Origin of the sequence: Anaeromyxobacter sp. K (genome assembly GCF_000020805.1) — a bacterium.
Classification (GTDB): Bacteria; Myxococcota; Myxococcia; order Myxococcales; family Anaeromyxobacteraceae; genus Anaeromyxobacter; species Anaeromyxobacter dehalogenans.
In genome coordinates this window covers 3,214,675-3,240,835 of sequence record NC_011145.1, presented here as the reverse complement: position 1 = coordinate 3,240,835, position 26,161 = coordinate 3,214,675, and the positions used below count along the sequence as shown (strand labels likewise).

The 26,161-nt window shown below is 74.9% G+C and carries 19 protein-coding genes; 7 read left to right on the top strand and 12 right to left on the bottom strand.

Annotated elements, in window-relative coordinates; genetic code table 11:
* The first annotated feature begins 187 nt into the window (after window positions 1-187).
* The gene (locus ANAEK_RS14565) at window positions 188-598 is read left to right on the top strand and encodes a VOC family protein (RefSeq protein ID WP_012526893.1); all 411 of its coding nucleotides are present in this window, start codon (window positions 188-190) and stop codon (window positions 596-598) included.
* A 16-nt stretch (window positions 599-614) separates the two neighbouring features.
* Here ANAEK_RS14565 and ANAEK_RS14560 read toward each other — a convergent pair whose 3' ends face one another.
* The 5 genes from ANAEK_RS14560 to ANAEK_RS14540 all read right to left on the bottom strand — a co-directional run bounded on the left by ANAEK_RS14560 (window position 615) and on the right by ANAEK_RS14540 (window position 6,891).
* The gene (locus ANAEK_RS14560; protein ID WP_012526892.1) at window positions 615-1,568 is read right to left on the bottom strand and encodes a zinc-dependent alcohol dehydrogenase family protein; all 954 of its coding nucleotides are present in this window, start codon (window positions 1,566-1,568) and stop codon (window positions 615-617) included.
* A 244-nt stretch (window positions 1,569-1,812) separates the two neighbouring features.
* Window positions 1,813-4,770, bottom strand: coding sequence for a serine/threonine-protein kinase (locus tag ANAEK_RS14555; RefSeq protein WP_012526891.1), 2,958 nt, complete (start codon window positions 4,768-4,770; stop codon window positions 1,813-1,815).
* 48 nt (window positions 4,771-4,818) lie between these two features.
* A complete protein-coding gene (locus tag ANAEK_RS14550; protein WP_012526890.1) occupies window positions 4,819-5,385 on the bottom strand; it encodes a sigma factor in 567 nt (188 codons plus the stop codon).
* Between the two features lie 93 nt (window positions 5,386-5,478).
* Window positions 5,479-5,676: a hypothetical protein gene (locus tag ANAEK_RS14545; RefSeq protein WP_012526889.1), complete on the bottom strand. Its 198-nt coding sequence runs from the start codon at window positions 5,674-5,676 to the stop codon at window positions 5,479-5,481.
* Window positions 5,677-5,808: 132 nt separating this feature from the next.
* Window positions 5,809-6,891: a rhomboid family intramembrane serine protease gene (locus ANAEK_RS14540; protein ID WP_012526888.1), complete on the bottom strand. Its 1,083-nt coding sequence runs from the start codon at window positions 6,889-6,891 to the stop codon at window positions 5,809-5,811.
* 67 nt (window positions 6,892-6,958) lie between these two features.
* Between ANAEK_RS14540 and ANAEK_RS14535 the strand changes: the two genes are divergently transcribed.
* Complete coding sequence (locus ANAEK_RS14535) at window positions 6,959-7,939, top strand: PilZ domain-containing protein (RefSeq protein WP_012526887.1); 981 nt, start codon at window positions 6,959-6,961, stop codon at window positions 7,937-7,939.
* 55 nt (window positions 7,940-7,994) lie between these two features.
* Here the strand turns inward: ANAEK_RS14535 and ANAEK_RS14530 are convergent, their stop codons facing one another.
* Window positions 7,995-8,483 carry a hypothetical protein gene (locus ANAEK_RS14530; protein WP_012526886.1) on the bottom strand — a complete coding sequence of 163 codons (489 nt, stop codon included), beginning with the start codon at window positions 8,481-8,483 and terminating at the stop codon, window positions 7,995-7,997.
* A 305-nt stretch (window positions 8,484-8,788) separates the two neighbouring features.
* On the opposite strand from ANAEK_RS14530, the gene gltA reads away from it, so the two are divergent.
* Together gltA and ANAEK_RS14520 are read left to right on the top strand one after the other, a co-directional pair.
* Window positions 8,789-11,824, top strand: coding sequence for an NADPH-dependent glutamate synthase (gene gltA / locus ANAEK_RS14525; RefSeq protein WP_012526885.1), 3,036 nt, complete (start codon window positions 8,789-8,791; stop codon window positions 11,822-11,824).
* A 92-nt stretch (window positions 11,825-11,916) separates the two neighbouring features.
* Complete coding sequence (locus tag ANAEK_RS14520) at window positions 11,917-13,170, top strand: glycosyltransferase (RefSeq protein ID WP_012526884.1); 1,254 nt, start codon at window positions 11,917-11,919, stop codon at window positions 13,168-13,170.
* Here the strand turns inward: ANAEK_RS14520 and ANAEK_RS22800 are convergent.
* Window positions 13,055-14,269, bottom strand: a complete 1,215-nt coding sequence (locus ANAEK_RS22800) for an acyltransferase family protein (protein ID WP_012526883.1) — start codon at window positions 14,267-14,269, stop codon at window positions 13,055-13,057. The two genes, ANAEK_RS14520 and ANAEK_RS22800, sit on opposite strands and share 116 nt — an antisense overlap.
* Window positions 14,270-14,446: 177 nt before the next feature.
* Window positions 14,447-15,832, bottom strand: coding sequence for an LPS biosynthesis protein (locus ANAEK_RS14515; RefSeq protein ID WP_012526882.1), 1,386 nt, complete (start codon window positions 15,830-15,832; stop codon window positions 14,447-14,449).
* 350 nt (window positions 15,833-16,182) lie between these two features.
* Here ANAEK_RS14515 and ANAEK_RS14510 point away from each other — a divergent pair, with 350 nt between their 5' ends.
* Together ANAEK_RS14510 and rffA are read left to right on the top strand one after the other, a co-directional pair.
* On the top strand, window positions 16,183-17,826 hold the full coding sequence (locus ANAEK_RS14510; protein ID WP_232288224.1) for a PKD domain-containing protein: 1,644 nt from the start codon (window positions 16,183-16,185) through the stop codon (window positions 17,824-17,826).
* Window positions 17,827-17,959: 133 nt separating this feature from the next.
* Window positions 17,960-19,081 carry a dTDP-4-amino-4,6-dideoxygalactose transaminase gene (gene rffA / locus ANAEK_RS14505; RefSeq protein ID WP_012526880.1) on the top strand — a complete coding sequence of 374 codons (1,122 nt, stop codon included), beginning with the start codon at window positions 17,960-17,962 and terminating at the stop codon, window positions 19,079-19,081.
* 110 nt (window positions 19,082-19,191) lie between these two features.
* Here rffA and ANAEK_RS14500 read toward each other — a convergent pair whose 3' ends face one another.
* The 4 genes from ANAEK_RS14500 to ANAEK_RS14485 all read right to left on the bottom strand — a co-directional run bounded on the left by ANAEK_RS14500 (window position 19,192) and on the right by ANAEK_RS14485 (window position 24,809).
* Complete coding sequence (locus tag ANAEK_RS14500; RefSeq protein ID WP_041454078.1) at window positions 19,192-20,367, bottom strand: glycosyltransferase family 4 protein; 1,176 nt, start codon at window positions 20,365-20,367, stop codon at window positions 19,192-19,194.
* A gap of 91 nt (window positions 20,368-20,458) precedes the next feature.
* Window positions 20,459-22,348, bottom strand: a complete 1,890-nt coding sequence (locus ANAEK_RS14495) for an asparagine synthase-related protein (RefSeq protein WP_012526878.1) — start codon at window positions 22,346-22,348, stop codon at window positions 20,459-20,461.
* Window positions 22,349-22,359: 11 nt separating this feature from the next.
* Window positions 22,360-23,343 carry a glycosyltransferase gene (locus ANAEK_RS14490; protein ID WP_012526877.1) on the bottom strand — a complete coding sequence of 328 codons (984 nt, stop codon included), beginning with the start codon at window positions 23,341-23,343 and terminating at the stop codon, window positions 22,360-22,362.
* A gap of 80 nt (window positions 23,344-23,423) precedes the next feature.
* Window positions 23,424-24,809: a hypothetical protein gene (locus tag ANAEK_RS14485; protein WP_012526876.1), complete on the bottom strand. Its 1,386-nt coding sequence runs from the start codon at window positions 24,807-24,809 to the stop codon at window positions 23,424-23,426.
* A gap of 270 nt (window positions 24,810-25,079) precedes the next feature.
* Between ANAEK_RS14485 and ANAEK_RS14480 the strand changes: the two genes are divergently transcribed.
* The gene (locus tag ANAEK_RS14480) at window positions 25,080-26,054 is read left to right on the top strand and encodes a glycosyltransferase family 2 protein (RefSeq protein WP_012526875.1); all 975 of its coding nucleotides are present in this window, start codon (window positions 25,080-25,082) and stop codon (window positions 26,052-26,054) included.
* Window positions 26,055-26,161: the final 107 nt, after the last annotated feature.

The following is a 26,161-nucleotide window of genomic DNA, read 5'->3' as shown; positions in this document are numbered from 1 at the left end:
GCCACCGGTCCTCAACCGTAGCCAGGCGCGCGCAGGACCACCGGGTCGCTCATGCGCCGCAGGGTAGCACCGGTCCGACGGCCGCGGGCTCACGGCTGCCGGACGACGCGGCCGCCGGCTCGCGCCGCGCGCGGGGCGCTGCGGCGTGGCCCGCGTCGCGTTATCCGGCTGCGCCGGAGGCAACAGCATGGATCTGCTCGTGAACGTGGACGTGGACGACCTGGCGCGCGCGGTCGCGTTCTACACGCAGGCGTTCGGGCTGCGCGTCGGGCGCCGGTTCGGCGGCGCCGCCGCGGAGCTGCTCGGCGCGTCCTCGCCCATCTATCTCCTCGAGAACCGCGCCGGCAGCGCCCCGTACCCGGGGGCGGCGACGGCGCGCGAGTACGGACGGCACTGGACGCCGGTGCACCTCGATGTCGCCGTCCCGGCGCTCGAGCCGGCGCTGGCGCGGGCCGAGGCGGCCGGCGCGCGGCGCGAGGGCGACGTCGCCGAGCGCCCCTGGGGGCGGATGGCCCGGCTGGCCGATCCGTTCGGCCACGGCATCTGCCTGCTCGAGTTCCGCGGGCGCGGGTACGACGAGATCGCCGATCCGTCTTGAGCGACGCGGCCCGCGGTCAGCGCCCGACCTCGAGCACGATCTTCCCGCGCCCGTGGCCGCTGTCGAGTCGCCGGTGCGCCTCGGCGACCTGCTCGAGCGGGAGCACCGCGTCGACGAGCGGCTCGAGCTTGCCCTGATCGACGAGCCGGGCGAGCTCGCGCAGCCTCGCGCCCTCGCGCGCCAGGAAGACGCCGTGGAGCGTCAGGTTCCGGACGTACAGCGGCGTGAGGTCGCCCGACGCCTCCAGGATGGTCGCGAGCCGGCCGAAGGGGCGGGTGAGCGGGAGCGCGGCGAGGAGCGGCGCGCCGCCGACGGTCGAGAAGACCGCGTCCACCCCGGCGCCGCCGGTCTCCTCGCGGACGGCGTCGGCGACGTCGTCCCGGTCGTAGTCGAGGCACACGTCCGCGCCGAGCGCGCGCAGGGTGGCCTGGTTCGACTTGCCGGCCGTGGCGATCACCCGGGCCCCGCACGCCTTGCCGAGCTGGACCGCGAAGGAGCCCACGCCGCCCGCGCCGCCCTGGACCAGCAGCGACTCGCCGGGCCTCACCTGCAGCCGCCGCACCACCGCCTCGTACGCGGTGCCGCCGGCGAGCGGGATGGCCGCCGCCTGGGCGTGGGTGAGCCGGGCGGGCTTCCGCGCCACGATCCCGGCCGCCACGGTGTTCCGCTCGGCGTAGCTGCCGAGCGCGTTGCCGAAGATCTCCGGCGTGTAGAAGACCTCGTCGCCGGGTGCGAAGCCATTCACCCCTGGGCCGACCGCCTCGACCACGCCGGAGGCGTCGTAGCCGATCACCACCGGCGGCGTGAGCCCGGCCCAGCGCCCGTCGTGCCGGAGCTTCGCGTCCACCGGGTTCGTGCCGGAGGCGATCACCCGGACCCGCAGCTCGCCCGGCCCCGGGGATGGATCCGGGACGTCGCGGAGCTCGAAGACCTCGGGGCCGCCGAAGCGGGGAAGGACCATGGCGCGCATGGCCCAGTTCTCGCGCGCGGGCGCGCCGGGGTGCACGCGAATCTCGGGGCGGGGCGCTGCGGCGCACCGCCCAGGGCGGATCCGAGCGCGTGAATCCATCCCCGGACCGAGCCAGGCGGTCGAGACGCGAGCAGCGCGAGGCGCGACGACCGAGCATGCCCCGAGGCATGTGAGGGAGGAGCAACGACGCGATGCGACGCGGATCGGCCGCCGCGGCGACGGGAGGGGATGGGTTCACGTGCTCTCAGGGGCCGCGCGGGGCGGGCGTGCCGCTCCGCGGCGCGTCGCCGAGGCTGGCGCGCAGCGCGCGGGCCCGCCGGAGCAGCGGCAGGTCGCGATCCGCGCGCGTCCAGCGCGCGAGGAGCGCGTCCAGCTCGGCCCGGGCCTCGTCCCGCCGGCCCAGCCGGAGCAGCGCGCGCGCCGACTCCCACGCCGCCCGCGGCCGCAGGCTGGCGGACCAGGCAGGCGCGTAGAGCGGGTAGGCGCGCTCGACCACCGCGAACGCGTCCACCGCCTCCGCGTCGTGGCCCGCACCGGCGAGCGCGAGCCCCAGCAGGAAGGCGGTCGGGATGGCGGGATCCTGCGCGGCGAGCGGCCGCAGGATGGCGACGGCGTCGTCCGGGCGCGCCGCCGAGATCGCGGCGGCGGCGGCGTGGCGGCGCTCGGCGATGGACCCGGGCGCCAGCCGCGCGGCCCGCGCGGCGCCGGTGGCCGTGTCCCCGAGCAGCGCCCACAGCCAGGCGTCGGGATCCCCGTCCGCCTCGGCGCGCGGCGTCCCCGCTCGAAGCGCCGCGAGCGCCGCCGGCGGGTCGTCGCCCGCCAGCGCGAGGTGGGCCGCGAGCACCGCGTCGAACGCCGCGCACTCCACGCCGCAGGCCTGCTCGGACAGCCGCCGCCAGGCGCGGCGCGCAGCCCGCAGGCGCCCCTCGCCTGCGAGCAGCACCGGCAGGAACTCCGAGGCGATGCGCCGATCCCCCGGCTCGGCGTCCGGCTCGGTCCAGCGCCGCAGCTCGCGCGCGGCCTCCTCGCCCCGGCCGGCCCGGGCCAGGATCTCGGCGAGCGCGTAGGACGCCTCGAAGTGGGCGCCGCCGGCCATCGACGAGGCCCGCCGCGCGCTCGCCAGCGCGGCCCTGAGGTGCCCCCGCGCCGCCAGCGCGCGCGCCAGCATCGCGAAGGCGGCCGGACCCGGCCGCGCCTGCACCGCGCGCCGGGCCCGCGCCGTCGCCTCGTCCGGCGGGCCGAAGCGGTCGGTCCACTGGAACAGGTGGATGGCCGCGACCAGGAACGCGGGATCGAGGTCGAGCGCGCGCCGGAGCAGCCCGGCCGCCTCGCGCGGGCCCGAGGCGGTGCCGCCGTGCCACAGCGCCTCGCCGGCGAGGTAGAGGATGCCCTTGTCGAGCGGGTAGTCGTTCGCGAGGGCGCGGAACCGGACCTCCGCGCCCGCGCGGTCGCCGTCGACGAAGCTCCGGAACGCGAGGATGGTCCGGCGCTCCTTGTCCGGGAGGCGGTCGGCCTCGGCCGCCGCGGCGGCGATGCGGGCCGCGCCGTCCTCCCCCGGCACCTCGTGCCAGCTGGCGAGGACCGCGATCTCGAGGCTGGGCAGCGCGAAGCGCGGGTCGAGCGCGAGCGCGGTGCGGAACTCGGTGAGCGCGCGGGCGGCGTCGAAGTCCTGGTAGGACAGCTCGAGCCCGCGCACGTAGTGCCCGTAGGCCTCGAGGCTGGACGTGACGGCGTCCTGGAGCCGCACCCGGTGCGCCTCCACCTCGGCGTCGTCCTCGCGCAGCGCGCGGCGGGCCCGTGCCCCGAGCCGGTCCAGCAGCCCGGGCACGGCCGCGAGGCCGCGGGCGCGCTCCTCCACGGTGAACACCGGGTCGCGGCCGGGGAGGCTCAGCGCCCGCAGCGTCGCGACGTAGAGCTCGCCCTCGCGCCGGATCGACGGGACGAGCAGCGTGCGCACGCCGCCCCGCGCCCCCGCGTCGGCCCCGGTCGCCTCGTCGATGCGCGCTGCGCCGGGCCGTCCTCCCTGGCGGGCGAGGTCCAGCATGCGCGATCGGGGGAGCACGCCGATGCGCTGCGACTGCTCCAGCGAGGTGACGAGCAGCCCGGAGAGCGCGTCCAGCCCCGCGTCGCCCGTGTCGTTCACGAAGTCCGCGACCGCCACCAGCTGCCGATCGCCCTCGCGGGCGGCCCCCGCGGGCGCGCGGCGGAGGCTCACGGTGGCGACGACGGCGGCGGCCAGCACGCCCACGGCGAGCAGCGCGAGCGCCACCTGCGGCACCGGGCGCCGCCGCCGCGAGCGGCGCGCGGGCCGGACGCCGGCGCGGTCGAGCTCGCCGCCCAGCGCCCCGAGCGCCGCGAGCACCGCGCCGCCGTCGCGCGGGCGCCGCACCGGGTCCTCCGCCATCATGCGCCGCAGCAGGTCCGCCAGCGCGGGCAGGTCCGGCACCTGGAGCGCCGGCGCGCGGCGCGGAGTCCGGCCCGGGGCCGCGGCCGGGAAGGGCTGCTCCCCGGTCAGCATCTCGAACAGGATCGCGCCCAGCGCGAACACGTCGGTGCGCTCGTCCTCCGGCGCGCCGCGCCGCTGCTCGGGCGCCATGTACGGCGGCGTCCCGCCGGCGGTGCGCGCCCTGCCGAACGCGTGCGCCAGGCCGAAGTCGAGGACCTTCACCTGCCCGTCCTCGCAGAGGAACACGTTCCCGGGGGACAGGTCCCTGTGGAACACGCCGGCGTCGTGCGCGTGCGCGAGCCCCCGGGCGACCGCCTCGGCGACGCGGAGCGCCTCGCGCAGCGGGAGCGGCCCGCGCCGCAGCCGCGCCGCCAGCGTCTCGCCGCGCAGCAGCTCGAGCACCAGGTACGGGCCCGCCGGGCAGCGGCCCACGTCGAACAGCGTCACGATGTTCGGGTGCGTCAGGCGGGCGGCGGCCTCCGCCTCCCGGAGCACGCGGTCGTCGGCGGCGCCCTGCGCGCCGGCCGGGACGAGCTTGAACGCCACGCTGCGGCCCAGGGCGCGATCGCGCGCGACGTACACCACGCCGAAGCCGCCGCGGGCGAGCTCTCGCAGGATCTGGAAGCGGCCGATGACGGTCCCGGGGGCGAGCGCGGTGGCAGGGGGCCGCGTGGGCTCGCGCGCGAGGTCCACCAGCAGTCTCGAGATCGCGCCCGGCGGCACCGCCGCGCGTTCGCGCACCCCTCGCTCGCGCATGGAGGGCCCCCCGGTGCGGCGTCGTGCAGGACGCTAGCACCGGGCACGTCAGTCGAGGAGCCCCTCCCGTCGGGCAAGGCGGGCGAGGCGGGCGCGCAGGCGCTCGAACCGCTTCTGCAGGACTGCCACGTCGAGCGGGCGCCCATCGGGCGAGAGCACGCGCGCGATCTCCGGCCAGGGGAGCTCCTGATCGACGCGCAGCGCGAGCATCGACTGCTCCTCGTCGCTGAGCGCGCGGCGGAGCAGCTCGAGCTTGCGCCGGCGGTCCTCGTGGCGCGCCGCGGAGGCGCCCTGCGTCTGCTGGAGGACCGAGGCGTCGTGCGTCCGCAGCCGCGTGCGGTGCCGGTGCCAGGCCTCGGCGCGCACGTGACGGGCGGCGCTCCAGGCGATCCGGAGCGCCCAGGTCCGCAGCGCGGCCTCGCCGCGAAACGCCGGCAGCGCGCGCCACAGCGACTCCTCGAAGCGCGCGTACGCGTCGGCGGCGTCGTCGTCGTCGCGCAGCACGGAGGCCAGGTAGCGCCGGACGCCGGGGCCGAGCGCGCGCAGCACCTCGGTCGCGGCCGTCGCCGCGTCTCCCGTCGACAGCAGCGCCGCCACCCGCGCGTCGAGCTCCACGCCTCCGTCTACCGCGGCGCGGGCCCGGCGCCGAGCGCCGGACGGCCGGGCCCTCGTGGGCGGTGGTCGACCGGGCCACCCCGCGCCGGCGACCTAGGCGGCGTGCGCCGTGATGCTCGTCGCGCCCAGCGTGCGCAGGACGCGCGGCGTGGGAGCGCTCCAGACCTGCACCATGAAGGCGAACAGCATGGCGATCCAGACGCCCACCATGGCGAGATCCCAGAGGAGGCCGAGGCGGGAGCGGACGTGGAACGTGAGCGGAGCGGGGCCCGAGGTCAGCGTGTGCTTCATGACGAGATCTCCTCGACCGTTGGACCGCGGCGCGGTCCGGAACCGACGCGTGCGCGGCGGTCCGCCCCAACGAGGATGCACGCGAGGTGAACGCGGGAGCCGGACCGATGGTCCGTTCCGCGCCCCGGGGGCTCACCGATCCAGCGCGCCGGCGTCGGCGGCGAGCCGGCAGGCGTCTGCGTCCCCGGCGCCACAGGCCTCGTCGAGCAGCGCCCGGCCGCGCGCCGGATCGGCCGGGCGCCCGTCGCCGACGACGAGCAGCACGCCCAGGCGCTTCGCCACGGCGGCGAGCGCCCTGCGCGCCTCGTCGCCCGCCGGGCCCTGCGCGGCGGACGCGAGCGGCCGCAGCCGCTCCAGCGCGCCGTCGAGATCCCCCTCCTGCGCGAGCAGCAGCCCCTCGTAGTAGGGCAGGCCGGCGGCGTCGTTGCCGCGGGCGCGCGCGGCGTCCAGCACCGCGCGCGCCCGCGTGCGGTCGCCGTCGCGCAGCGCGGCGTGCAGTGCCTCCAGCTCGCTGCGGTTCGCCGCCCACCGTGGATCGGGCCGCAGCGCCAGCGCGATCGCGAGCCCGAGCGCGGCGGCGGGCGGGAGCCAGGCCCGGGCTCGGCGGGGCGCCGGGCGCGAGGCGATCCACCCGAGCCACGCGCCGGTGACGAGCCCGCCGGCGTGCGCCCACCCGTCGATGGGCAGGAACAGCCCCGCCAGCGCGAACCCGACGAGCAGGATCCCGTTCAGGATGATGTCGCGCGAGGCGAGGAACGCGCGCCAGGAGCCCACCGCGCGCCGGTACAGCGCCAGCATCGCGCCCGCCACGCCGAACAGCGCCCCCGAGGCGCCCGCCGACATCGGCATGGCGGCCAGCAGCGAGGCGGCGGAGCCGCCCAGCGCGCTCGCCAGGTACACGGCGAGGAAGCGGCGGGTGCCGATGGCCCGCTCGACCACGGCGCAGAGCGGCACCCCGAACGCCAGGTTCCACAGCAGGTGAACGGGGCCGACGTGCAGGAACGCGGCGGTGAGGAGCCGCCAGGGCTCGCCATCCCACACGCGCGCATGATCGAGCGCGCCCATTCGGGCGAGGAGCGAGGGGTCGGTCGTGGAGCCATGGGCCGCCACCCACCCGAAGACGGCGAGATCCGCGGCGGCGAGGGCCACCGTGCCGGGCGCGGCGCGCAGCCGGGCCGCGAGCCCGTCCCGAGGGCGTGGGGCGTCCGTGTGCATGCGGCGCGGGAGTGTACCGTGACCCCGGGTTCGTGCGACCGCGCGCGTTCGGCTAGCGTGCCGATCGATGAGCGACGCCGACACCATCGTCAACCCACGCCGCGCTCCCCGCGCCCGCGTCCGCTGCGCCTGCAGGGTGTCCGCGCCGGCCGGCGTGCTCGACGCGGAGACCGAGGACCTCGGCCCGAGCGGCTGCCAGCTCCGCGCGACCGGCGCGGTGGCCCGCGGCGAGGCGGTGCGGCTCGAGCTCTCGCACCCGCTGCTCGCCGCGCCGGTCGCGATCGCCGGCCGGGTGGCGTGGGCGAGCGCGCAGGCGCCGTGGCGGCTGGGGGTCGCGTTCGACGCGGCGGAGCTGGACCGGGCCGGCCGCTGGTACCAGGCGCTCCTCGCGTCCAGCTCCGGGATCGGCCCGGGGCGCCGCCTGCCGGATCGCATCCCGCTCGACGCGACGGTCTGGCTGGGCGCGCCGCCGCGGTTCGTGGATCTCGACCGGAGCGAGATCGCCATCCTGCGCGCGGTGGGCGACGGGGCCTCGCTGCGCAGCGTCGCGGGCGCGCTCGGGCCGCGGTGGCCGCACGCGCGCCGGGCGCTGTTCTCGCTGCTCGCGCACCAGCACCTCACCTTCGCGCGCGGCGGCGCGACGAGGGCGCGGGACTGGGAGCGGACCCTGCTGCAGGCGGAGGTGGCGCTCGCGCCCGAGGCGCCGGCCGCGATGGCCGCACCCGCACCCATGCCCGCCGCTCCGGCGCCGGTGGCCGTGCCGGCGCGCGCCGCGGTGCGGGCCGCCGGCGGCGCCGCGGCCCCCGGCGCTCCGCCGGCCCGCTCGCCGGACTTCGTGGGCGCCGGGGTGGGCTGGCGCGGCGCCGCCGGGCGTCCCCGGCCGCCCGAGGCGGCCGAGTGCCTGGAGCGCGCGCGCGGCGAGCTGGCCGAGGGCAGGGTGCACGGGGCGATCGCGCTCCTGCGGCGCGCCCTGGCGGTCGCGCCCGGCGATCCGGAGATCGCGGGCGTGCTCGGGCGGCTCGCGTTCGACGGCCGCCGCAGCGCCTGAGCGGCCCGCCTCCCGCACCCCCGGCGCGCGGGAGCGCCCCGCGCCTCGGGCCGGGTCAGCGCTTGGCGCGATACGCGCGCCGCATCGCCTCCGCCCAGCGCGGCCCCTCGCTCCCGAGCTCCTCCTCGCCGATCTCGAACACCGTGCCCTCGGTGGTGGAGAGGATGGCGAGCGTGAGCGTCGGCATCCGCTTGCCGCCGACCGGCTCCTCGCGGAGGACGAACAGGCGCATGTCCTTCGGCGCGCGGTGCTCCGCCGCCTCGGCCATGAGGGCCATCGCCTCGCGGAACTCCGGGTAGCGGCGCTCGAAGGCGGCGCGGTCGAGCGCGGGCACGGACAGCGCCTTCGCGTACCAGGCCGTCACCTTCGCGGCCGGATCGGACGTGACGAACGTGCAGCACTCGGGCGTCTCGCCCGGCTCCGGCGCCAGCGTGAGCAGGCGAGCGCCCGGATAGACCGGGATGGTGCGGTCGGCGGCGTGGGCGGACGGCGCGGGAAGCGCCGCGGCGAGGGCCGCGGCGGCGGCGATGCGAAGGACGTTCATGGAATCCCCTCGGCCCGCCGGGACGGCGGGCGGCGCGGCATTCTCGTCCGGCCGCCGCGCGCCGGGCTCGGCCGGTGGGGCCGCTGGCCGCCGCGCCCGCCGGCCTGTCCGCGGCGGCAGCGCGCCAGCGGCGCGGCGGGGGCGGCCTCACGGGGCGAATGGTCGCAATGTGGACCGATTCAATCGGCAATTCTCTTGAGATTTCGCGGGTGTCTCCCTTGACGCCCTCCACGGGGGGCTGATACCAAGCGCAGGCCGAAACCGCACCTCCCCCCACTCCAACTGCACGGAGGGATTGGTTCCCGATGTACTCGATCCTTCGCCGCGAAGCGTTCTCCGACGTGACCTTCCTCTGGGAGGTCCACGCCCCCGATGTCGCCGCCTCCGCCCAGCCCGGGCACTTCGTCATGCTCCGGCTGCACGAAGGCTCCGAGCGCATCCCGCTCACGGTCGCCGACTTCGACCGGGAGAAGGGCACCATCACGATGGTCATCCAGGCGCTCGGCAAGACGACGCGCGAGATGATGACCAACTACAAGGCCGGGGACACCTTCGACGACTTCGTCGGCCCGCTCGGCCTGCCCCAGCACATCGACAACGCCGGCCACGTGGTGCTGGTCGGTGGCGGCCTGGGCGTCGCGCCGGTGTACCCGCAGCTCCGCGCCTTCAAGGAGGCCGGCTGCCGCACCACCGGCATCATCGGGTTCCGGAACAAGGACCTGGTGTTCTGGGAGAAGAAGTTCGGCAAGTACTGCGACGACCTCATCGTCTGCACCGACGACGGCTCCTACGGGAAGCCGGGCTTCGTGACGCAGGCGCTGAAGGAGGTCTGCGAGAAGGACAAGCCCGACCTCGCCATCGCCATCGGCCCGCTGCCGATGATGAACGCGTGCGTCGAGACGACCCGCCCGTTCGGCGTGAAGACCATGGTCTCGCTGAACGCGATCATGGTGGACGGCACCGGCATGTGCGGCTCCTGCCGCGTGACGGTGGGCAAGGACGTGAAGTTCGCCTGCGTGGACGGCCCGGACTTCGACGGCCACCAGGTGGACTTCAAGGAGCTCCTCGCCCGCCAGCGCCGCTTCAAGAGCCAGGAGACCCGCGCGAACGAGGACTACGCGCACGTCTGCAACCTCGAGAAGCAGCTCTTCGAGGAGGAGAAGCGGAACTACAAGAAGCTGAAGGAGCTGGTCCCGACGCAGACGAGGATGCCGGAGCGCGACCACGTCGAGCGCGCCCGGAACTTCAAGGAGGTCAACCTGGGGTACTCGCTCCAGGACGCCCTCGGGGAGGCCGAGCGCTGCATCCAGTGCGCGAAGCCCACCTGCATCGCCGGCTGCCCGGTGCAGATCGACATCCCGCGCTTCATCCGCCACGTGGTGGTGCGCGACCTCGAGGGCGCCCTCGAGGTGATCAACGAGGCCTCGATCTTCCCGTCCGTCTGCGGCCGCGTCTGCCCGCAGGAGACGCAGTGCGAGGCGCAGTGCATCATCGCGAAGAAGATGGAGTCGGTCGGCATCGGCCGCCTCGAGCGCTTCGTCGGTGACAACGCCCGGCCCAAGCCGGTGGCCCCGCCCCGCTTCGACAGGAAGCTCGGCAAGGTGGCGGTGTGCGGCTCCGGCCCCGCCGGCCTCGCCGCCGCGGCCGACCTGGTGAAGTTCGGCTGCGACGTGACCGTGTACGAGGCGCTCCACGTGGTCGGCGGGGTGCTCCGCTACGGCATCCCGTCCTTCCGCCTGCCGCGCGACATCATCGACCGCGAGGTGAACAAGCTGGTCGAGATGGGCGTGAAGATCGAGACCAACAAGGTCATCGGCAAGACCTTCACCGTCCCGCAGCTGCTGAACGACAAGGGCTTCGACGCGGTGTTCCTCGGCGTCGGCGCCGGCGCGCCGCAGTTCCTCGGGATCCCGGGCGAGTTCGCGGGCCAGGTGTACTCGGCCAACGAGTTCCTCACCCGCGTGAACCTGATGGGCGGCGACAAGTTCCCGTTCCTCGACACCCCCATCTCGCTCGGCAAGAGCGTGGTGGTGATCGGCGCCGGGAACACCGCCATGGACTGCCTGCGCGTCGCCAAGCGGCTCGGCGCGCCGACCGTGCGCTGCGTCTACCGCCGCAGCGAGGCGGAGGCCCCGGCCCGCATCGAGGAGCTTCGGCACGCGAAGGAGGAGGGGATCGACTTCTTCTTCCTCCACACGCCGGTGGAGATCTACACCGACGCCGAGGGCAGCGTGCGCGGCATGAAGGTGGAGGAGATGGAGCTGGGCGCGCCCGACGACAAGGGCCGCCGGAAGCCCATGTCCACCGGGCGGTTCAAGGACCTCGAGTGCGACACCGTCATCTACGCGCTCGGGACCAAGGCGAACCCGATCATCACGCAGTCCACCCCCGGCCTCGGCCTCAACAAGTGGGGCAACATCGCGGCGGACGACGGGAAGCTCGAGTCCACCCAGGCCACCACGCTCCCGGGCGTGTTCGCCGGCGGTGACATCGTGACCGGCGGCGCCACCGTGATCCTGGCCATGGGCGCCGGCCGCCGCGCCGCGCGCTCCATCGCGACCTACCTGACGAACGGCAAGAAGTGGCCGCTCACGCAGGAGGAGGTGGCCGCGTTCCAGCCCATGGCGCAGCTCGCCGCCGCGCCGGCCGCGCAGGCCGGCCTCCACACGCACGCCGGCGCCGTCGCGGCCGGAGCGGAGACCGCGGTGAAGACCTGCCCGAAGTGCCGCCGGCCCATCGAGGGCGACGAGGAGTACGTCTGCTGCGGCACCGCGCAGCTGCAGTGGCGCTGCGACGACTGCGGCAAGGTGAGCGAGGGCTTCGCGTTCCCGTACGGCATGTGCCCGGCGTGCGGCGGCAAGCTCCAGGTCACCGACCCGCGCAAGGTCGAGGAGGCCAAGGCGCTCGAGGCCATCCGGCTCGCCTTCGAGATCGAGCTGGGCGGCATGGCGTTCTACGCGAAGGCGGCCAAGGACTCGAAGGAGCCGGTGCTGAAGGCGCTCTTCGAGAAGTTCGCCGGGATGGAGCAGGAGCACATGGCGACGCTGACGCGCCGCTACCACGCCCAGGCGCCGTCGCCGACCGAGGGCTTCAAGATCGAGCGCGCGGCGCTGTTCGCCGGCCTCGAGAACCGGCCCGACGATCCGGGCAACCTGTTCCGGATCGCGATCGGCTTCGAGCAGCGGGCGGTGAAGTTCTTCACCGAGCGCGGCGCCGCCGCCCCGGAGGGCTCGCCCGAGAAGCAGCTGTACAAGGAGCTCGCCGCCGAGGAGCGCGAGCACGTGGACCTGCTCACCACCGAGTACGAGCGGTGGAAGCAGGGCAAGCCCGGACTGCTGTAGGCCCTCCGCGCCGGCGGAGACCGTGACGAGGCCCCGGGGCTCAGCCCCCGGGGCCTTTCCTTTTCACGGGAGCTGTGCCAGGGCTACTCGCCGTGCCACCCGAGGACGAGATCGTCGTCGCCTATCTCGCGCCCGAGCTCCCGGCCCTCTCCGCCACGTTCGTGTACGAGGAGCTGCTCGCCCTGGAGCGGCGGGGCATCCGGGTGATCCCGGTGAGCGTGCGCGCGCCCGCGGCCGTGGCGTCAGGCCAGGAGGCGCTCGCGCGGCGCACCCACGTGCTGTATGGCGGCCGCCCGTGGGCGGCGCTCGCCGGCGGCGCGATCGAGGCGCTGAGATCGGGGCGCCGCGGCCTGAGGGCGCTCCGGTGGCTGCTCCATGATCTTCGCGCGGTGGGACCGCTCCGCCCCGCGTCGTGGAAGCTCGTCTACCAGTGGCTCGCCGGGGCGCGGCTCGGGAGCTTGCTGCGGCGCTCGGGCTGTACCCACCTGCACGTCCACTTCGCCCACGTCCCGGCGCAGATCGGGATGTACGCGTCCGCGTTCGCCGAGGTCCCGTTCACGGTGACGGCGCACGCGAACGACATCTTCGAGCGTGGGATCCTGCTCCGCGAGAAGGCCGCACGGGCGCGGAAGCTCCTGACCATCTCCCGGCACAACGTGGCGTTCCTGCGGTCCCGCGGGGTGCCGGAGGAGCACCTCGCGGTCGTGCGGTGCGGCGTGAGCCTCGCCGCGCGCCGCGACCACCCCCGGTTCGATCGGCGCGGCCACTACCGCGTCGGATCGCTCGGCCGGCTCGTGGACAAGAAGGGCATGGACGACCTCGTGCGGGCGGCGGCACGGCTCGGCGGCGGGGCCTGGACGCTCGAGCTGAGCATCGCGGGCGACGGCCCCGAGCGGGCGTCGCTCGAGCGCCTGGCGAGGGACCTGGGGGTGCAGGACCGGGTCCGCTTCGAGGGAGCCCTCCCGCATGGCTCCGTCGCGCGCTGGCTGCGGTCGCTGGACGCCTTCGTGCTGGCGTGCAAGCCGGACGCGCGCGGCGACATGGACGGCATCCCGGTCGTGTTGATGGAAGCGATGTCGCAGCGGGTCCCGGTGATCTCCACGCGCCTGTCCGGGATCCCCGAGCTGGTGGTGAGCGGGGAGACCGGCCTGCTCGCTCCGCCGGGCGATCCCCCCGCGCTGGCCGAGGAGATCCGGCGGATGCTCGAGGATCCGGAGCTCCGTGCACGGCTCACCGAGGCAGCGCTCGACCACGTGGTGCACGAGTTCGGGCTGGCGGCGAACGTCGATCGGTTGCTGGAGCATCTCGCGCCGGCCCGCGCCACGCCGGCGCCGGCGCGAGCCTGAGCGGACCCCCTGCTGGCCGATCCCGAGCCGGCCTGCGCCCGAGCACGAGCAGGACGAGACAGCGGTTGCGCGCGATCGCGAGCTCGACCGCGACCGGCAGCGCGATCCCCGCGGCCAGCCCCACCGCGGCCAGGACGACGAGATCGTCCACCCCGGCGCGCTGCAGGACGATCCGGCTCCCCGCGGTGCCGAACACGTGCATCAAGTAGATGCCGTACGAGAACGGGCCCAGCATCGCGAGGGCGGCACACGCGACCCGATGGACCAGGGCGAGCGTCACCGCCGCGAGCCCGATGGTCGTGCTCACGGCATAGCGCGTGAGCTCGCTGGGCCACGGCACGCCGGCCCAGTGGCGTTGATGGACCGCAACGGCGACCGTCCCGAGCGCGATCAGCGCGCCCGCCGCCCGCCAGCCGCGACCGAGGGAGAAGCGCTGGATCCCGAGCCCCAGGACGAAGTACGGCAGCAAGTACTGCGCGTGGGAGATGCCCAGGATCGGCGTCTCGAGCAGCCCCGAGGCCTTCAGCGCGAGCGCGCCCGCGAGCAGCAGCGCGAGCTGCCAGCGCCGCGCGATCCAGCCGAAGGCGTCCAGCACACCCACGAGCGCGAACACCCAGGCGAGCGCGTACAGATACCAGAAGTGCGCGTACGGCACGATCAGCAGCCACGGCAGGCCCGGCACCGAGTCGCCGCCGTTCGTGCCGGGGACGATCGCTCGCGCGACGACGAACGCACCTCCGACCACGACGAGCGGCACGAGCAGCCTCCGGAGCTTTCCGGACGCGAACCGGCGCCAGTGCTGCCGCACCGCGGGATGGAGCCCGTACACGAACCCCGAGATGGCCGTGAACAGCGGCATCCGGACCGGGGACAGCGTGTAGTAGGCGCGCCGCCATCCGGAGTCGGGCTCGACCTGCAGCCCGCACTCCGCGTCCATGCCGATGACGTGCCCCGCCACCATCAGCAGCACGGCCAGGCCGCGGAGCGCCTCGATCCCCGCGTCCCTCCCGGTGGCCAGGCCGCCCGCGAGCGAGCAAGCGCCAGCGCCGTGCGCGGAAGCCTCTGCGCGTGGGGGCCGCGCGATTGACGGGTTCGCCATCTCCGTCGCACCGGAGCATCGGGGAAGGCGATCATCTTCTCAACGGCGCGCGAGCAGTTCCATGGGCCCGCGGTACAACGAGCCCGCCTGCGTCCTCATGCCGCGCGCGCTGCGGACGCACTCCAGGGAAGGAGATCGGGCCGCCCGCGCGCGCCGGCGTGCGCAGCGGCGAGGGGTTCAGCGTTCACGACGCATCTCGCCGAGCACGGGGAGCTCCAGGCTCCGCTCCACCTGCCAGCGCTGCATGATGCGCCCGCGGACGATGTCCGGGGCCGCCGCCACCGCGAGGCCGAGCGCGAGCGAGAAGAGCAACCCGGCCAGCGCGACCTCGAGGCGGCTGTTGCCGGACGGCGACTGCGGGACCTGCGGCGGCCAGACCACGTTGTACCGGTACTTGAACGCGGCGCGCGCCGCCTCGAGCTCCACCTGCGCCGCGCCGAGGCGCTGGTTCATCTGCTCGTACTGGGCGCGGGCCTCGACGACCCGCGGGTCGTCGCCGGTTCGCGTGGTGTCCGAGGCCGCCAGCGGCGCGGAGAACGCCGCCGCGCTCGGGGTCGTCCCCTCACGCGCGGCTCGATCGATGACCTGCGCCCGGAGCTTCCGTTCCTCCTCGCGGAGGGTCCCGATCTGCGGCGACTCGCGCGAGGCCGCCGCGAGCTCCTGGCGAAGGCCGATGACGGTGGGATGGACCTCCGACAGCGCGTTCAGCGCCTGCTGGAGCTGTGCCTCCACCTCGGCGATGCGCCTGCGGCGGAAGTTCTCCAGGTCCTCGATGGCCCGCTGCTTCGAGGCGAGCAGCGATTGCAGGCGCACCAGCTCCTCGCTGGGGCCGGCGGCGACCGGGGCCGCCGTGGAGCGGGCCGGCGGCGGACGCCGGTGCTGCACGTCGGCCATGACCTCGTCGAGGTTCTTCCGGAGGACCGCGGCGCGCCCGCGCAGGACGGAGATGATCTCGTCGATGGCCGTCACCTCCTGCACGTGACGGGACTCGAGGAAGTTCTGCAGCGCGGCCTGGACCACCGCGTGGGCCTGTCGCGGGTCGGGCCAGTCGAGCTTGATCGTGATGGTTCCTTCCTCGGTGCTCACCTCGAGCTCCTTGTCGAGCACGAGCACCAGCCGGTCCAGCGGGTCCATCGGCGTCGAGGCGCGTCCGATCCCCAGGGCGCGCTTCACGCGCGTGCGCAGGTCGGGTTCCACCGTGCCGGACGCGCCCGCGGCGAGGTTCGTCTCCTTCACGATCGCCACCAGGTTCTCGCGGCGATGGATGATCTCCCACGCGGATCGGGTGGGGAGATCCTCGAACATCACGCGGGCGGCCGAGGGGAGCGCGCTGGAGCGCTGGGCCAGGATGGTCGTGTAGACGCGGTATACGGGCTTCCGCGTCGCCGCGAACGCCAGGCTCAGCGCGAAGGCGCACGAGAACACCGCGATCGCGACGACCTTCCGCCGCCGCGCCGCGCGCACCGTGAGCCTCAGCCAGTCGAGCGGCGTGACCTTCGGCCCCGGCGGTGGGCCGCCGTCGTAGCTCGACCCGTCGGTCAGTCGTGGAAAATCGGGCGTCATTCGCTTCCGAATCCCTTCCGACGGCCGGTGCGGGGCCGCCTCACCCGAGCGCGGCTCCGGTGGCGATTCGCGAAGGATATCGCGCGCGGCGGCCTGGTGGCGAGTCAGCGGAACACGGGGCCCCTCGCAGGCGCGGGCGCGGCCCGGGGCCAGGAGCGCCGTGTGCTAGCGTGCTCCCGGTGGCGGCGTGCCCGCCCGCGGGTTCGCGTGTCGCATGGGAGGGAGACATGACCGCTCGAGGCCTGGCATGGCGGGCCGCGCTGGCTGCGCTGGCGACGGGGGCCGCGGCGTCCGTGGCACACGCCGCGAATCCGGCGGGCGCCGGCGCCGGCGCGCCCGAGCCGGCGCCCATGACCACGGCCAATCGCGTCTCGGGCGTCGCGCCGCTCGCGGTGTTCTTCGACGCCGTCGACACGCAGCAGGAGGGGCCCGCCTCGCCGTTCGTCTGGCGGAGCGGTGTCCAGCAGCCTCGCGATCCCGAGGCGGCCGAGTACGTCTGGGACTTTGGCGATCCCGGGGCGGGCGCGTGGCGCACCACCGGGCTGAGCCGGAACGCGGCGACCGGCTACACGACCGCGCACGTGTACGAGACGCCGGGGGTGTACACCGCGACGCTGACCGTGACGGACGCCGCGGGCGCGCGCCGGACGTACCGGCAGCGGATCACGGTCTCGGCGTTCGCGGGCAAGACGTACTACGTCGCGGCGAGCGGGAACGACCGCAACCCCGGCACCCGCCCGGACGCACCGTTCGCCACGTTCGAGCGCGGCTTCGCCGCGGTGAACGGGGGGCCGAACCGGCGCCTGCTGCTGCGTCGCGGGGAGCGCTTCACGACCGGGGGCGTCACGCTCACCGCGCCGGGCCCCGGGATCATCGGCGCGTACGGCGAAGGCGCGCGCCCGGTGCTCGAGGTGAGGAGCGGCGCCGACGGCGGGATCATCGTCCGGGCCCCGGACTGGCGGGTGATGGACCTCGACATGATCGGCCCCGGGGCGAGCGTCGATCGCGACACGGCCATCGGGTACGCGAACGTCATCCAGACGGTGAACGCGCTCGTGCTCCGCGTGCGCTCCACGCAGTTCCGCGTCGGCCTCGGGAACGGCGACTGGAAGCCCATCTACGCCACCCCGCACGACGGCAACGCGTGGGTGGAGTGCGAGGCCACCGCCGAGCAGTCCGGTGGCATGTACGTCGGCGGACGGCGCCTCGCGATCCTGGGCAACGATCTGCACGACATGACGAGCACGCACGCGCTCCGGGTCTGGCAGGCGCACAAGGCGGTGATCGCGCACAACCGGCTGTGGAATCCCGGGGGGACCCGGCACGCCCTCAAGCTGCACGGCCCCGGGCATGGCGACGGCCGTCCCGAGACCCGCTGGGTGACCGTGACCGACAACCTCATCCGCGGCAAGGTGTGGGCGCTCGCGGTCGGCCCGCAGGATGGGGAGAAGGACGAGCGGGTGAGCCACGTGGTGCTGGAGCGCAACCGCACGCACGGCGAGGCGAGCGTGCAGGTGGACCTCCTGATCTGGGCGCGCGACGTGATGGTCCGGAACAACGTGTTCGACGGGACGGGGGCGTCGAAGTACTACACCGCGGTGCTCGTCGGACGCCGCGGGATCGAGCCGGACCCCGAGGGCGTGCGCGTCGTGAACAACACGATCGTCCGGACGGACGCCGCGGACGCGTTCTCCGTCGTGCGGCTGGAGCCTGGCGCTCGGGGCGTGGTGCTCCGGAACAACCTCGCGAGCGCGCCGCTGAGCAGGCACCCGACGCTCGTGCAAGGGGAGACGATCCCCGGGCTCCTCCAGGATCACAACCTCCTCACCGCCTCGGCGGCGTTCGTCGATCCCGCGCGCGGGGACTACCGGCTCCTGCCGCGGTCGCCCGCCGTCGATGCGGGTGCGGCGACCGTCGAGGTGCACGCGGACTTCGCCGGGGCGCCGCGGCCACGCGGTGCGGCGCCCGACGTGGGGGCCTACGAGTCCCACTGAGCGCGTCCGCGCTGCACGGCCGGGACGACGCGCCCCTGCCGAAGACCGGGACGAACGGTACTTGAGGGGCCCCTTCATTCCGCCGAGAATGCCGCCCTTGGTCGCCGTGGGTGGGCGCCGGGGGGGAAGGACAGTGATTCCGTTCAACAAGCCGGTGTGGCTGGGCACCGAGATCCTGCGCATCACCGAGGCCATCACCACGCACGGGCACGTCGCGGGCGGCGGGCCCTTCGCGCGCGCGTGCGAGGAGAGCCTCGCGCGGATGCTCGGGCAGCCGGCGCTCCTGGTCACCTCGTGCACGCACGCGCTCGAGATGGCGGCGCTGCTGCTCGACGTGAAGGAGGGGGACGAGTTCATCGTCCCTTCCTACACGTTCGTCTCCAGCGCGAACGCGTTCGTGCTGCGCGGCGCGCGCCCGGTGTTCGCCGACGTCGATCCGAACGGAAACCTGGATCCGCGGGAGGTGACGCGCCTCCGGACGCCGCGCACCCGCGCGGTCGTGGCGGTCCACTACGCCGGCAGCTCCTGCGACATGAGCGACCTGCTCGACCGCTGCGGCCGGATCCCGCTGGTGGAGGACGCGGCCCAGGCGCTCGGGGCCACCTTCGACGGCAAGCCGCTCGGCACGTTCGGCGTCGCCGGGGCGATCAGCTTCCACGAGACGAAGAACGTGGGCTGCGGGGAGGGCGGGGCGCTGACCGTGGCCGATCCCGCGCTGCTGGAGCGGGCCGAGTACCTGCGCGACAAGGGCACCAACCGGCGCCGATTCCTGACCGGCCTCGTGGACAAGTACACCTGGGTGGACGTGGGCTCCAGCTACGCGCTCTCGGACCTGAACGCCGCCTACCTGTCGGCGCAGCTCGACGCCTTCGAGCGGATCCAGGCGCGACGCGCGACGCTCCACGATCGGTACGTCCGCGAGCTGGAGCGGGCGGTGGAACGAAAGGGCGGGTACCTGGTGCGCCCGGACCCGCGGAACCGCCCGAACCACCACCTGCTGGGCCTCGTGCTCCGCGCGCGCGAGCAGCGCGACCGGTTCATCGCGCACATGAAGGCGCACGGGATCACCACGCCGTTCCACTACGTCGCGCTCCACCTCTCGCCCATGGGGAAGCGCTTCCACGGCGGCGAGCCGCTGCCCGGCGCGGAGCGGCTCACCGACTGCCTCGTCCGCCTGCCGCTGTTCTTCAACATGACGGACGCGGAGCAGGACGAGGTCATCGCGCGGACGCTGGAGTTCGTCGACGGGCTCTGATCGCCGGGCTCCTGCGGTGGTCCCGTCCCGGGCCGGCGCGTCCGGCCGACGACGTGCGGGCGCTCACGGCGGCGATCGAGCCGCGACCGGCACCGTTCCGGCCCGCTCGCTCACCGGGCCCGTCTACGATCCGGCAGGCGCGCGGCCCTGAAGGCTTCCAGCAGCCGCGCGCGCCGGTTCGCGCCGGCGCGCGGCCACGTGAACTCCTGCGCGCGGGCACGCGCGGATGCGCCCATCCGGGCTCGCAGCGCCGGATCCGAGGCGAGTTGCCGGAGCGCCGAGACCCACGCTGGCCTGTCGTACGGGTCGAGCACGAAGCCGTCCTGCCCGTGGCGAACGATGTCTCCGGCGCCCATCGGGCTGGTGAGGAGCGCCAGCCCCGAGGCCATGGCCTCCAGCACCGCGAGCGAGCTGCCTTCCTCGAGGGTGGGGAACGCAAACACCTCCGCCTCGGCGGTGGCCCGGGAGATGGGCCAGACCGACCCGGGGGTCCGGATGCCGGGATGTCCGAGCTTCGAGCCGACGATGGCGCGGATCTCGGGCAGGATCGGACCGCAGATGTCGAGTCGCCCCTGAACGTCGGCCTCGGTCCACGCCTCGACGAGCAGGTGCGCGCCCTTCCGCACGCACACGGACCCCACGAACAGGAACACCGGCAGCGCACCGACGCGGCGCGGCGTGTCGCCCATGCGCTCCTGGGACCACCCGTAGCTGATCGGCAGGATGCGCTCGTCGGCGATGCCTTCGTCCAGCAACGACTGCCTCACCAGCGGGCTCGGGGCGAAGATCCAGTCCGCCATCGCGAGCTTCCTCCGCTCCTCCTCCAGCGAGCTCGCGGTGATGCCGTGGGCGGCGGGAATGCCGGCTCGACGGTATGCCTCCTCCAGGATCGGTATCGAGGTGGCGCGGTGGCAGTTGACGCGCTCGACGACGAGCGGAACCCCCGCAGCCTTCACGTCCCGGTACACCGACTCCGGCGTCGACGCCCAGAGGTATGCGACGTCCGCGCGCCGGAGGGCCGCGCGGAAGTTCCGCGTGCAGAGCCGCTCGGCGAAGCGTCCCTCGCGATCGGCCCGGTAGTAGCCGGAGCAGAGCCAGGCCGGGATGGCGGCGCGGACGAACTCGCGGCGGCCACCGCGGACGGCCGCCGGCACGTGCAGCTCGATCGACAACCCTGGCCCGGCCATGTTCGCGCACACCGACACGGACGCGTAGCTGTGGGTGGTCTTGCCATCGCAGAACTGGTTGAGGAACGCTGCGACGTGCACCGTGGGCTCGTGGGTCATGTTGCCTCGGGGATGTGGCGGCGCCGCGACACGGGGAGGCCGCGAGCACCGCCACCGGCGGCACCGCGCGGATCCGGCTGCGAGAAGGGAATCACGGGGCCACCCGGACGGCCACCGCGGCCGGCGAGGCCGTGATCGCGACCTGGTCCGGCGCGAGCGGCGAGGCGCCGCGCTCGCCCCGGCACTGGGCCAGGAAGTGGCGGAGCGTGAGCAGCACGCCGACCAGCTTCGCGCGCGCGTCTGCGCCGCCCTGCAGGTCCCGCCAGATCCGCTCGGCGGCGCGCCGGTCGAACACCTCCCACTGCGGGCCATCGCCGTCGAACAGCGCCGCATGGAGCGCCGGCGCGAGCGGGCCGCGGAAGGCCCTGGCCAGGCGGGCGACCGGGAACGGGCTGCGCACCGCGCCGCGGGTGAGCCGCTCGACCGCGCCCAGCCCGCGACGCAGGGCCACGCCGGCCGGACGGAACACCCGCGGTGGCCACGACGCCGGGAAGCCGGTGGTCTGCCAGCCGACGCTCGCCACGTCCGGGAACGTCCCGAGGAGCACCTTCCGGTAGAAGCCGTGATCGGTGCGGGCCTCCGGCCGCACGGACGCGACGAGGTCGAAGAAGTCGTTGTCGTAGAACGGTGCCCGCGAGACGAGCCGCGCCCGCAGGAGCTGGGTGCCGAAGCTCGTCCAGCGGCGCACGCGCGAGTCGAGCAGGAACGCGTCCAGGGTGCCGAGCGGGTCCTCCTGCCGGTGGGCCTCGAAGCACGCGGCGAACGAGGCCGGCAGCTCCCGGGCGGCTGCACGCGCCGGCCCGTCGGCGATCGCCTCCAGCTCCCGGAGCGGCAGCGCGTCGTTGCGCTTCGCGAACGTCCCGGCCACGAGCCCCTCGCGCGACAGCTCGCGGATGCGTCGCCAGTGAAAGTTGCCGCCGAGCAGCGCGTCGCCGGCGAAGCCGTTCAGGACGACGTCGGAGCGCGCCGCCAGGTCCTCCAGGAACGGCAGGATGTGGAAGTCGGTGGCACCCGCCAGCCCGTCGGTGATCCACGCGCCGCGGGCCGCGCTCGCCACGAGCGCCTCGTAGCGGTAGTCGAAGTCGAGGTGGCGGACCCCGCACCGACGCGCGGCGCCGGCGGCGAACGCGCGATCGAGGCACCCGCGGTCACCCCAGGTGAACGTGTCCACGTTCGGCCGGCGATCGGCGGGGACGGCCGCCAGGCACAGGCGCGAGTCGAGGCCGCCCGACAGCGGGATGCCGATGCGCTCGGTCCCGGCGGTCTGCCGTTCCACCGACCGGAGGAACCGGCGTCCCGCCTCGCGGGCGGCCTCGTCCTCCTCGGCGGGCCGGACCGTGCGGGCGTAGCGGACCTGCCACCAGCGCTCGATGCGGGGCGGGCCGCCGGAGGAGCGGAGCAGGGCGGCCGCAGGCGCGATGCGCACGTCGGAGAGGAGGGTGGTGTCGGAGAAGTGCTCGCCGAGCAGCAGGAACGCCGCCAGGCCCTCCGGGTCGAGGGTCCGCCCGGCGCCAGGGAGCGCCAGCAGGGCCTTCAGCTCGGAGGCGAACGCGAACACGCCGTCGCGCTGCGTCCAGTACAGCGGGTGGAGGCCGTACCGATCGCACACCAGCGTGGCCTGGCCGGTGGCGGGGTCGACGACGGCGCCCGCGAACTGCCCGTTCACCCGCGCCAGCCGGGCCGCGTCGTCCGCCGCCAGCGCCGCCAGGATGGCGGGCCGGGGCGAGGCGGGCGGGACCGCCGGCGCGTCGCCCGACGGATACACCTCGCCGGTCGCCACCGACCAGGTCCCGGAGGCGTGGGAGGGCTCGGGGTCCGGCTGGAGGCCCGGTGCCCAGGTGGCGCCGAGCGCCCAGCCGGCACCGACCACGGCGCTCGAGCGCTGGCCCTCGTGCGACGACAGCAGCGCGCCCATGGCGCGCGCCAGCGCGGTCGCGCCGCCGAGCGGCCGTTCCGAGACGAAGCCGAAGATCCCGGGCACGTCGATCCCCCTCAGCCGGCGGCGCGACGGCGCGCCAGGTATTGCACCGCGCCGACGAAGAGCGGGAGCCGCAGGAACGAGAGATGCGCGAGGTACAGCGTGCGCAGGCGCGCGCTCGGGATGCGCCGCCGGAGCGCGCCGAACTTCCAGGCGAGCCGCGCCGCCGCGAGCGCCGCCAGGACCGCCAGCCCCGTCGCGCCGAACGCCAGGCCCACCGCGATGGCGAGGAGCAGGGCCGCCGGCAGGACCACGAGGTTGCGGACCAGCTCCCGGAGCCACATGGGGTCGCTGGTGCGCGCGAACCGCACGCCGATCTGCGCGTACGCGTAGCCGCTGCGGACCGCGCGGCGCCAGTAGGCACGGAAGCCGGTCATCGCGAGGTCGTGGTGCCCCATGACCGCGGCGTCGCACACGATCCGCCAGCCGCGCTGCCGCAGCCGCCAGCAGAGGTCCGCCTCCTCCCCGGCGGCGAGCTGCTCGTCGGACCCGTCGATCTCGCGGAGCGCCTCCCGCCGGAAGAGCGCGTTGCCGCCGCACATGCGCCAGTCGCCGGGCGGCACGTACCAGTCGCAGCCGCACACCGCGTTGAACATGCTGCCCGAAGGGTTCGCCTCGTGGAGCTGGCCGAACAGGCACGCGATGCGGGGATCGGCCTGGATGGCGAGGGTGGCGCGCTCCAGCCAGTCGGGCTCGAGGACGGTGTCGGAATCCACGAACTGGACGAGCGGCGTGGTGGCGGCGCGCCACCCGGCGTTGCGACCCTTCGCCGCGGTGGGCCGATCGGTGTGGAGCTGGATGACCTCGGCCGACGCGCGCTGGGCGATCGCCACGCTGCCGTCGCGCGAGCCGCCGTCCACGTAGAGGACGCGGGCGGTCCGTCCGGACCGCTCCACCGCGCGGTGCACCGAGCGCAGGCAGGCCTCCAGCGTCGCGGCCGCGTTCAGGCCGATGACGACGACCGTGAGGCCGCCTTCCGCGCTTCGTCCTTCGATCATCCCCCGCGCTCCGGCCCGCGACTATAGCCGGGTCGCGGGCCGGCCACGGCCGCGCGAGCGAGGGACACGCGACGGGTCCCTCACGCGCCGGTCTGGACCGCGGGCGGCGTGCCCGTGGAGCGCGGGGCGACGGCGGGCGCGCCGCGGCGCCGCGCTGCCTGGACCGCCTGGTGGAACGTGAGCGTCGCCCCTGACATGGCCAGGAACACCGGGCTCGTCATCGCGTTGAACAGGCAGTCCACCGCGAACAGGACCGTCCCGAGCGACACCGCGGCGACGGGGGCGAAGGCGGGGTGGTCCCAGTGGCGCGCCGGGACCAGCCCGAGCAGCAGCAGCACCGGCGCGAGCAGCAGCACCGCGACCGAGACGAGGCCGACCAGCCCATTCATGCCGAGCAGGATCACCCAGAGGCTGTCGGTGACGGAGACGTCGCGCCCGTCGTCGTCGAACACGCGCGAGCGCCCGAAGCGTCCCCATCCCAGGCCGGGCCGCTCCATCGCCTTCTCCACGAGCATCTGCTCGTTGAGCACCCGGAACGCGAGCGATTCGGCCCGCTCCGGCTGGATGTGCGCGGCCCCGCTGATCACCTCGGCGCCCGCCCAGCCGGTGATCCGGGCCGCGACGAAGGCGACCGGCAGGAGCGTCACGGTCAGCATGAGGACGGGGTGGCGCAGCCTGCGCGTCCCTTCCAGGATGGCGATGCCACCGGCGAGCAGGATGATCGCGCCGGTGGACTTCACGAGCAGCGTGGTCACCGCGAGCGCCGCCGTGCACCAGCCCGCCGGCAGCCCGGCGAACCGCGTCACCGCGCGCGTGCGCCAGAGCCAGTACGCCACGAGCGCGCCGGTGGCCATGAACGTCCCGACCATCAGGCCGAACTGCATGAACACGGCGGGCCGGTAGCCGCCGTAGCGGACCACGTACGCGAAGCTGCTGACGGTGTGGAAGCCGTAGAGCTGCCGGTGCAGCTGCGGGCTCATCCGGATCTCCCACAGGCACAAGGGCAGGTACAGCAGCGCGCCGCCCACCAGCCACACCGCGAGCTCGCGCATCTCCCTCGGCTCGCCGAAGTAGACGCGGCCGAGCAGGTACGGGGCGGTCCAGGCGAAGAACGACTGGACGGCTGCCGAGGCCCCCTCGTAGGCGCCGAGGCCGTTCACGAGCGCGGTCGCGAACGGGCCGGCGCAGAGGGCGGCGGCCGCGAGGTCGACCCAGTGCAGGCGCAGCCGCAGCCACCGCTGGGAGTCGAAGGCCAGGCTCGCGAGGAGGATCGTGCCCGCCACGAACGTCAGCTTGCTCGAGAGGAACGGCAGGTTCAGGCGGCCGTCGAAGACCGGCAGGAACATCCAGCCGCCGAGCAGCGCCGCCAGCACGCCTCGGCGGGGGCCGAGCGACTGCATGAGCAGGTAGATCGCCGGGAGGAACAGCGCGAGGGCGATCGTGGCGAGGGCGTTCGCGGAAGCCATGCGGAGCGCGGCGCGGCAGCGGCCTCGGCCGCCGCACGCGGCGGACTGCCCGCATCAGGCCACATCGCGCGCCCGGATTCCAGCGAGCGAACGCCCTCCCGGTGCCTGTCGTGGGGTCGGGGGGCATCGCGAGCGTCACTTGTTCGTGGGCGCCCCATCGAGCCTCGCCGCTCGGACGCCGACCCGACGCATTGTTGCGCTCCCACGGCCGGCCGTGGGAAGCACGAGCCACCGCGAAGCAGGCGCCGCGCGAGAGGAGCGAGTCGGGGGATGAAGCTGCTGGTCGCGATCCTGAACTTCCGAACGACCGATCTGACCATCGACTGCCTGCGCTCGCTGGAGCCGGAGGTGGCTGCCACGGCCGGCTTCCGCGTAGCGGTGCTCGAGAATGGCAGCGGTCAGCCCGACGCCTACCCGCGGCTGCAGCGCGCGGTCTCCGAGCACGGATGGGGGCACTGGGTCGAGGTGACCGCCTCGCCCTCGAACCTCGGGTTCACCGGGGGGAACAACCTCCTGATCCGCCGGGCGCTCGCCTCGGACGATCCGCCCGAGTACGTCCTGCTGCTCAACTCGGACACGCGCGTGGAGCCGCGGGCGCTCGGCGCGCTCGTCGAGCACATGGAGCGGACGCCCGCCGCGGGGATCGGCGGCAGCACGCTCCTGTCGGCCGAGGGCGCCGTCCAGGCGTCGCCGTTCCGGTTCGGCAGCCTCGCGGCCGAGCTGGATCGAGGCCTGCGCCTGGGCGCGGTGTCGCGCCTGCTCTCGCGCTGGGCCGTGGTGATGCGCACGCCGGCGGCGGCCTGCGCGGTGGACTGGGTCTCGGGCGCGAGCATGATCCTGCGCCGCACCATGCTCGACGAGATCGGGCTCCTCGACGAGGGGCTGTTCACGTACTTCGACGACCTGGACCTGTGCCTGCGGGCGCGCCGGGCCGGCTGGCAGACGTGGTTCGTCCCGGAGAGCCGGGTGATCCACCTCGAGGGCGCCTCCAGCGGGATCTCCGACCGGATGAGGCGACGTCCGGCCTACTGGTTCCAGGCGCGCCGCCGGTTCCTGCTCAAGAACTACGGGCGGACGTACGCGGCGCTCGCCGACGCGGCGTTCATCTCCGGGTTCGCCGTGTGGCGGCTCCGGCGGCGCCTGCAGGGGAAGCCGGACCTCGATCCGCCGCACATGCTCGCGGACGCATACCGCCACAGCGTGTTCGGCGCCGGGTTCGCCCTGAACGAGGTGCGTCGGCCCTAGGCTCCGCCCCGGTGGGCCTGCGCGTCAGGGCGCGGCGCATCGGGCGGGCGGCGGGCGCGGCCGGCGCTCCGGTGATCACAGGACTTCATTCCAGCGCGGCCCGGGGG

What these genes read in the sequence shown, in the direction of transcription:
- ANAEK_RS14565 (WP_012526893.1), top strand. Translation starts at nt 188, where the DNA reads ATGGATCTGCTCGTGAACGTGGACGTGGACGACCTGGCGCGCGCGGTC.
- ANAEK_RS14560 (WP_012526892.1), bottom strand. Translation starts at nt 1,568, where the DNA reads ATGCGCGCCATGGTCCTTCCCCGCTTCGGCGGCCCCGAGGTCTTCGAG.
- ANAEK_RS14555 (WP_012526891.1), bottom strand. Translation starts at nt 4,770, where the DNA reads ATGCGCGAGCGAGGGGTGCGCGAACGCGCGGCGGTGCCGCCGGGCGCG.
- ANAEK_RS14545 (WP_012526889.1), bottom strand. Translation starts at nt 5,676, where the DNA reads ATGAAGCACACGCTGACCTCGGGCCCCGCTCCGCTCACGTTCCACGTC.
- ANAEK_RS14540 (WP_012526888.1), bottom strand. Translation starts at nt 6,891, where the DNA reads ATGCACACGGACGCCCCACGCCCTCGGGACGGGCTCGCGGCCCGGCTG.
- ANAEK_RS14535 (WP_012526887.1), top strand. Translation starts at nt 6,959, where the DNA reads ATGAGCGACGCCGACACCATCGTCAACCCACGCCGCGCTCCCCGCGCC.
- ANAEK_RS14530 (WP_012526886.1), bottom strand. Translation starts at nt 8,483, where the DNA reads ATGAACGTCCTTCGCATCGCCGCCGCCGCGGCCCTCGCCGCGGCGCTT.
- gltA (WP_012526885.1), top strand. Translation starts at nt 8,789, where the DNA reads ATGTACTCGATCCTTCGCCGCGAAGCGTTCTCCGACGTGACCTTCCTC.
- ANAEK_RS22800 (WP_012526883.1), bottom strand. Translation starts at nt 14,269, where the DNA reads ATGGCGAACCCGTCAATCGCGCGGCCCCCACGCGCAGAGGCTTCCGCG.
- ANAEK_RS14515 (WP_012526882.1), bottom strand. Translation starts at nt 15,832, where the DNA reads ATGACGCCCGATTTTCCACGACTGACCGACGGGTCGAGCTACGACGGC.
- ANAEK_RS14510 (WP_232288224.1), top strand. Translation starts at nt 16,183, where the DNA reads ATGACCACGGCCAATCGCGTCTCGGGCGTCGCGCCGCTCGCGGTGTTC.
- ANAEK_RS14500 (WP_041454078.1), bottom strand. Translation starts at nt 20,367, where the DNA reads ATGACCCACGAGCCCACGGTGCACGTCGCAGCGTTCCTCAACCAGTTC.
- ANAEK_RS14490 (WP_012526877.1), bottom strand. Translation starts at nt 23,343, where the DNA reads ATGATCGAAGGACGAAGCGCGGAAGGCGGCCTCACGGTCGTCGTCATC.
- ANAEK_RS14485 (WP_012526876.1), bottom strand. Translation starts at nt 24,809, where the DNA reads ATGGCTTCCGCGAACGCCCTCGCCACGATCGCCCTCGCGCTGTTCCTC.
- ANAEK_RS14480 (WP_012526875.1), top strand. Translation starts at nt 25,080, where the DNA reads ATGAAGCTGCTGGTCGCGATCCTGAACTTCCGAACGACCGATCTGACC.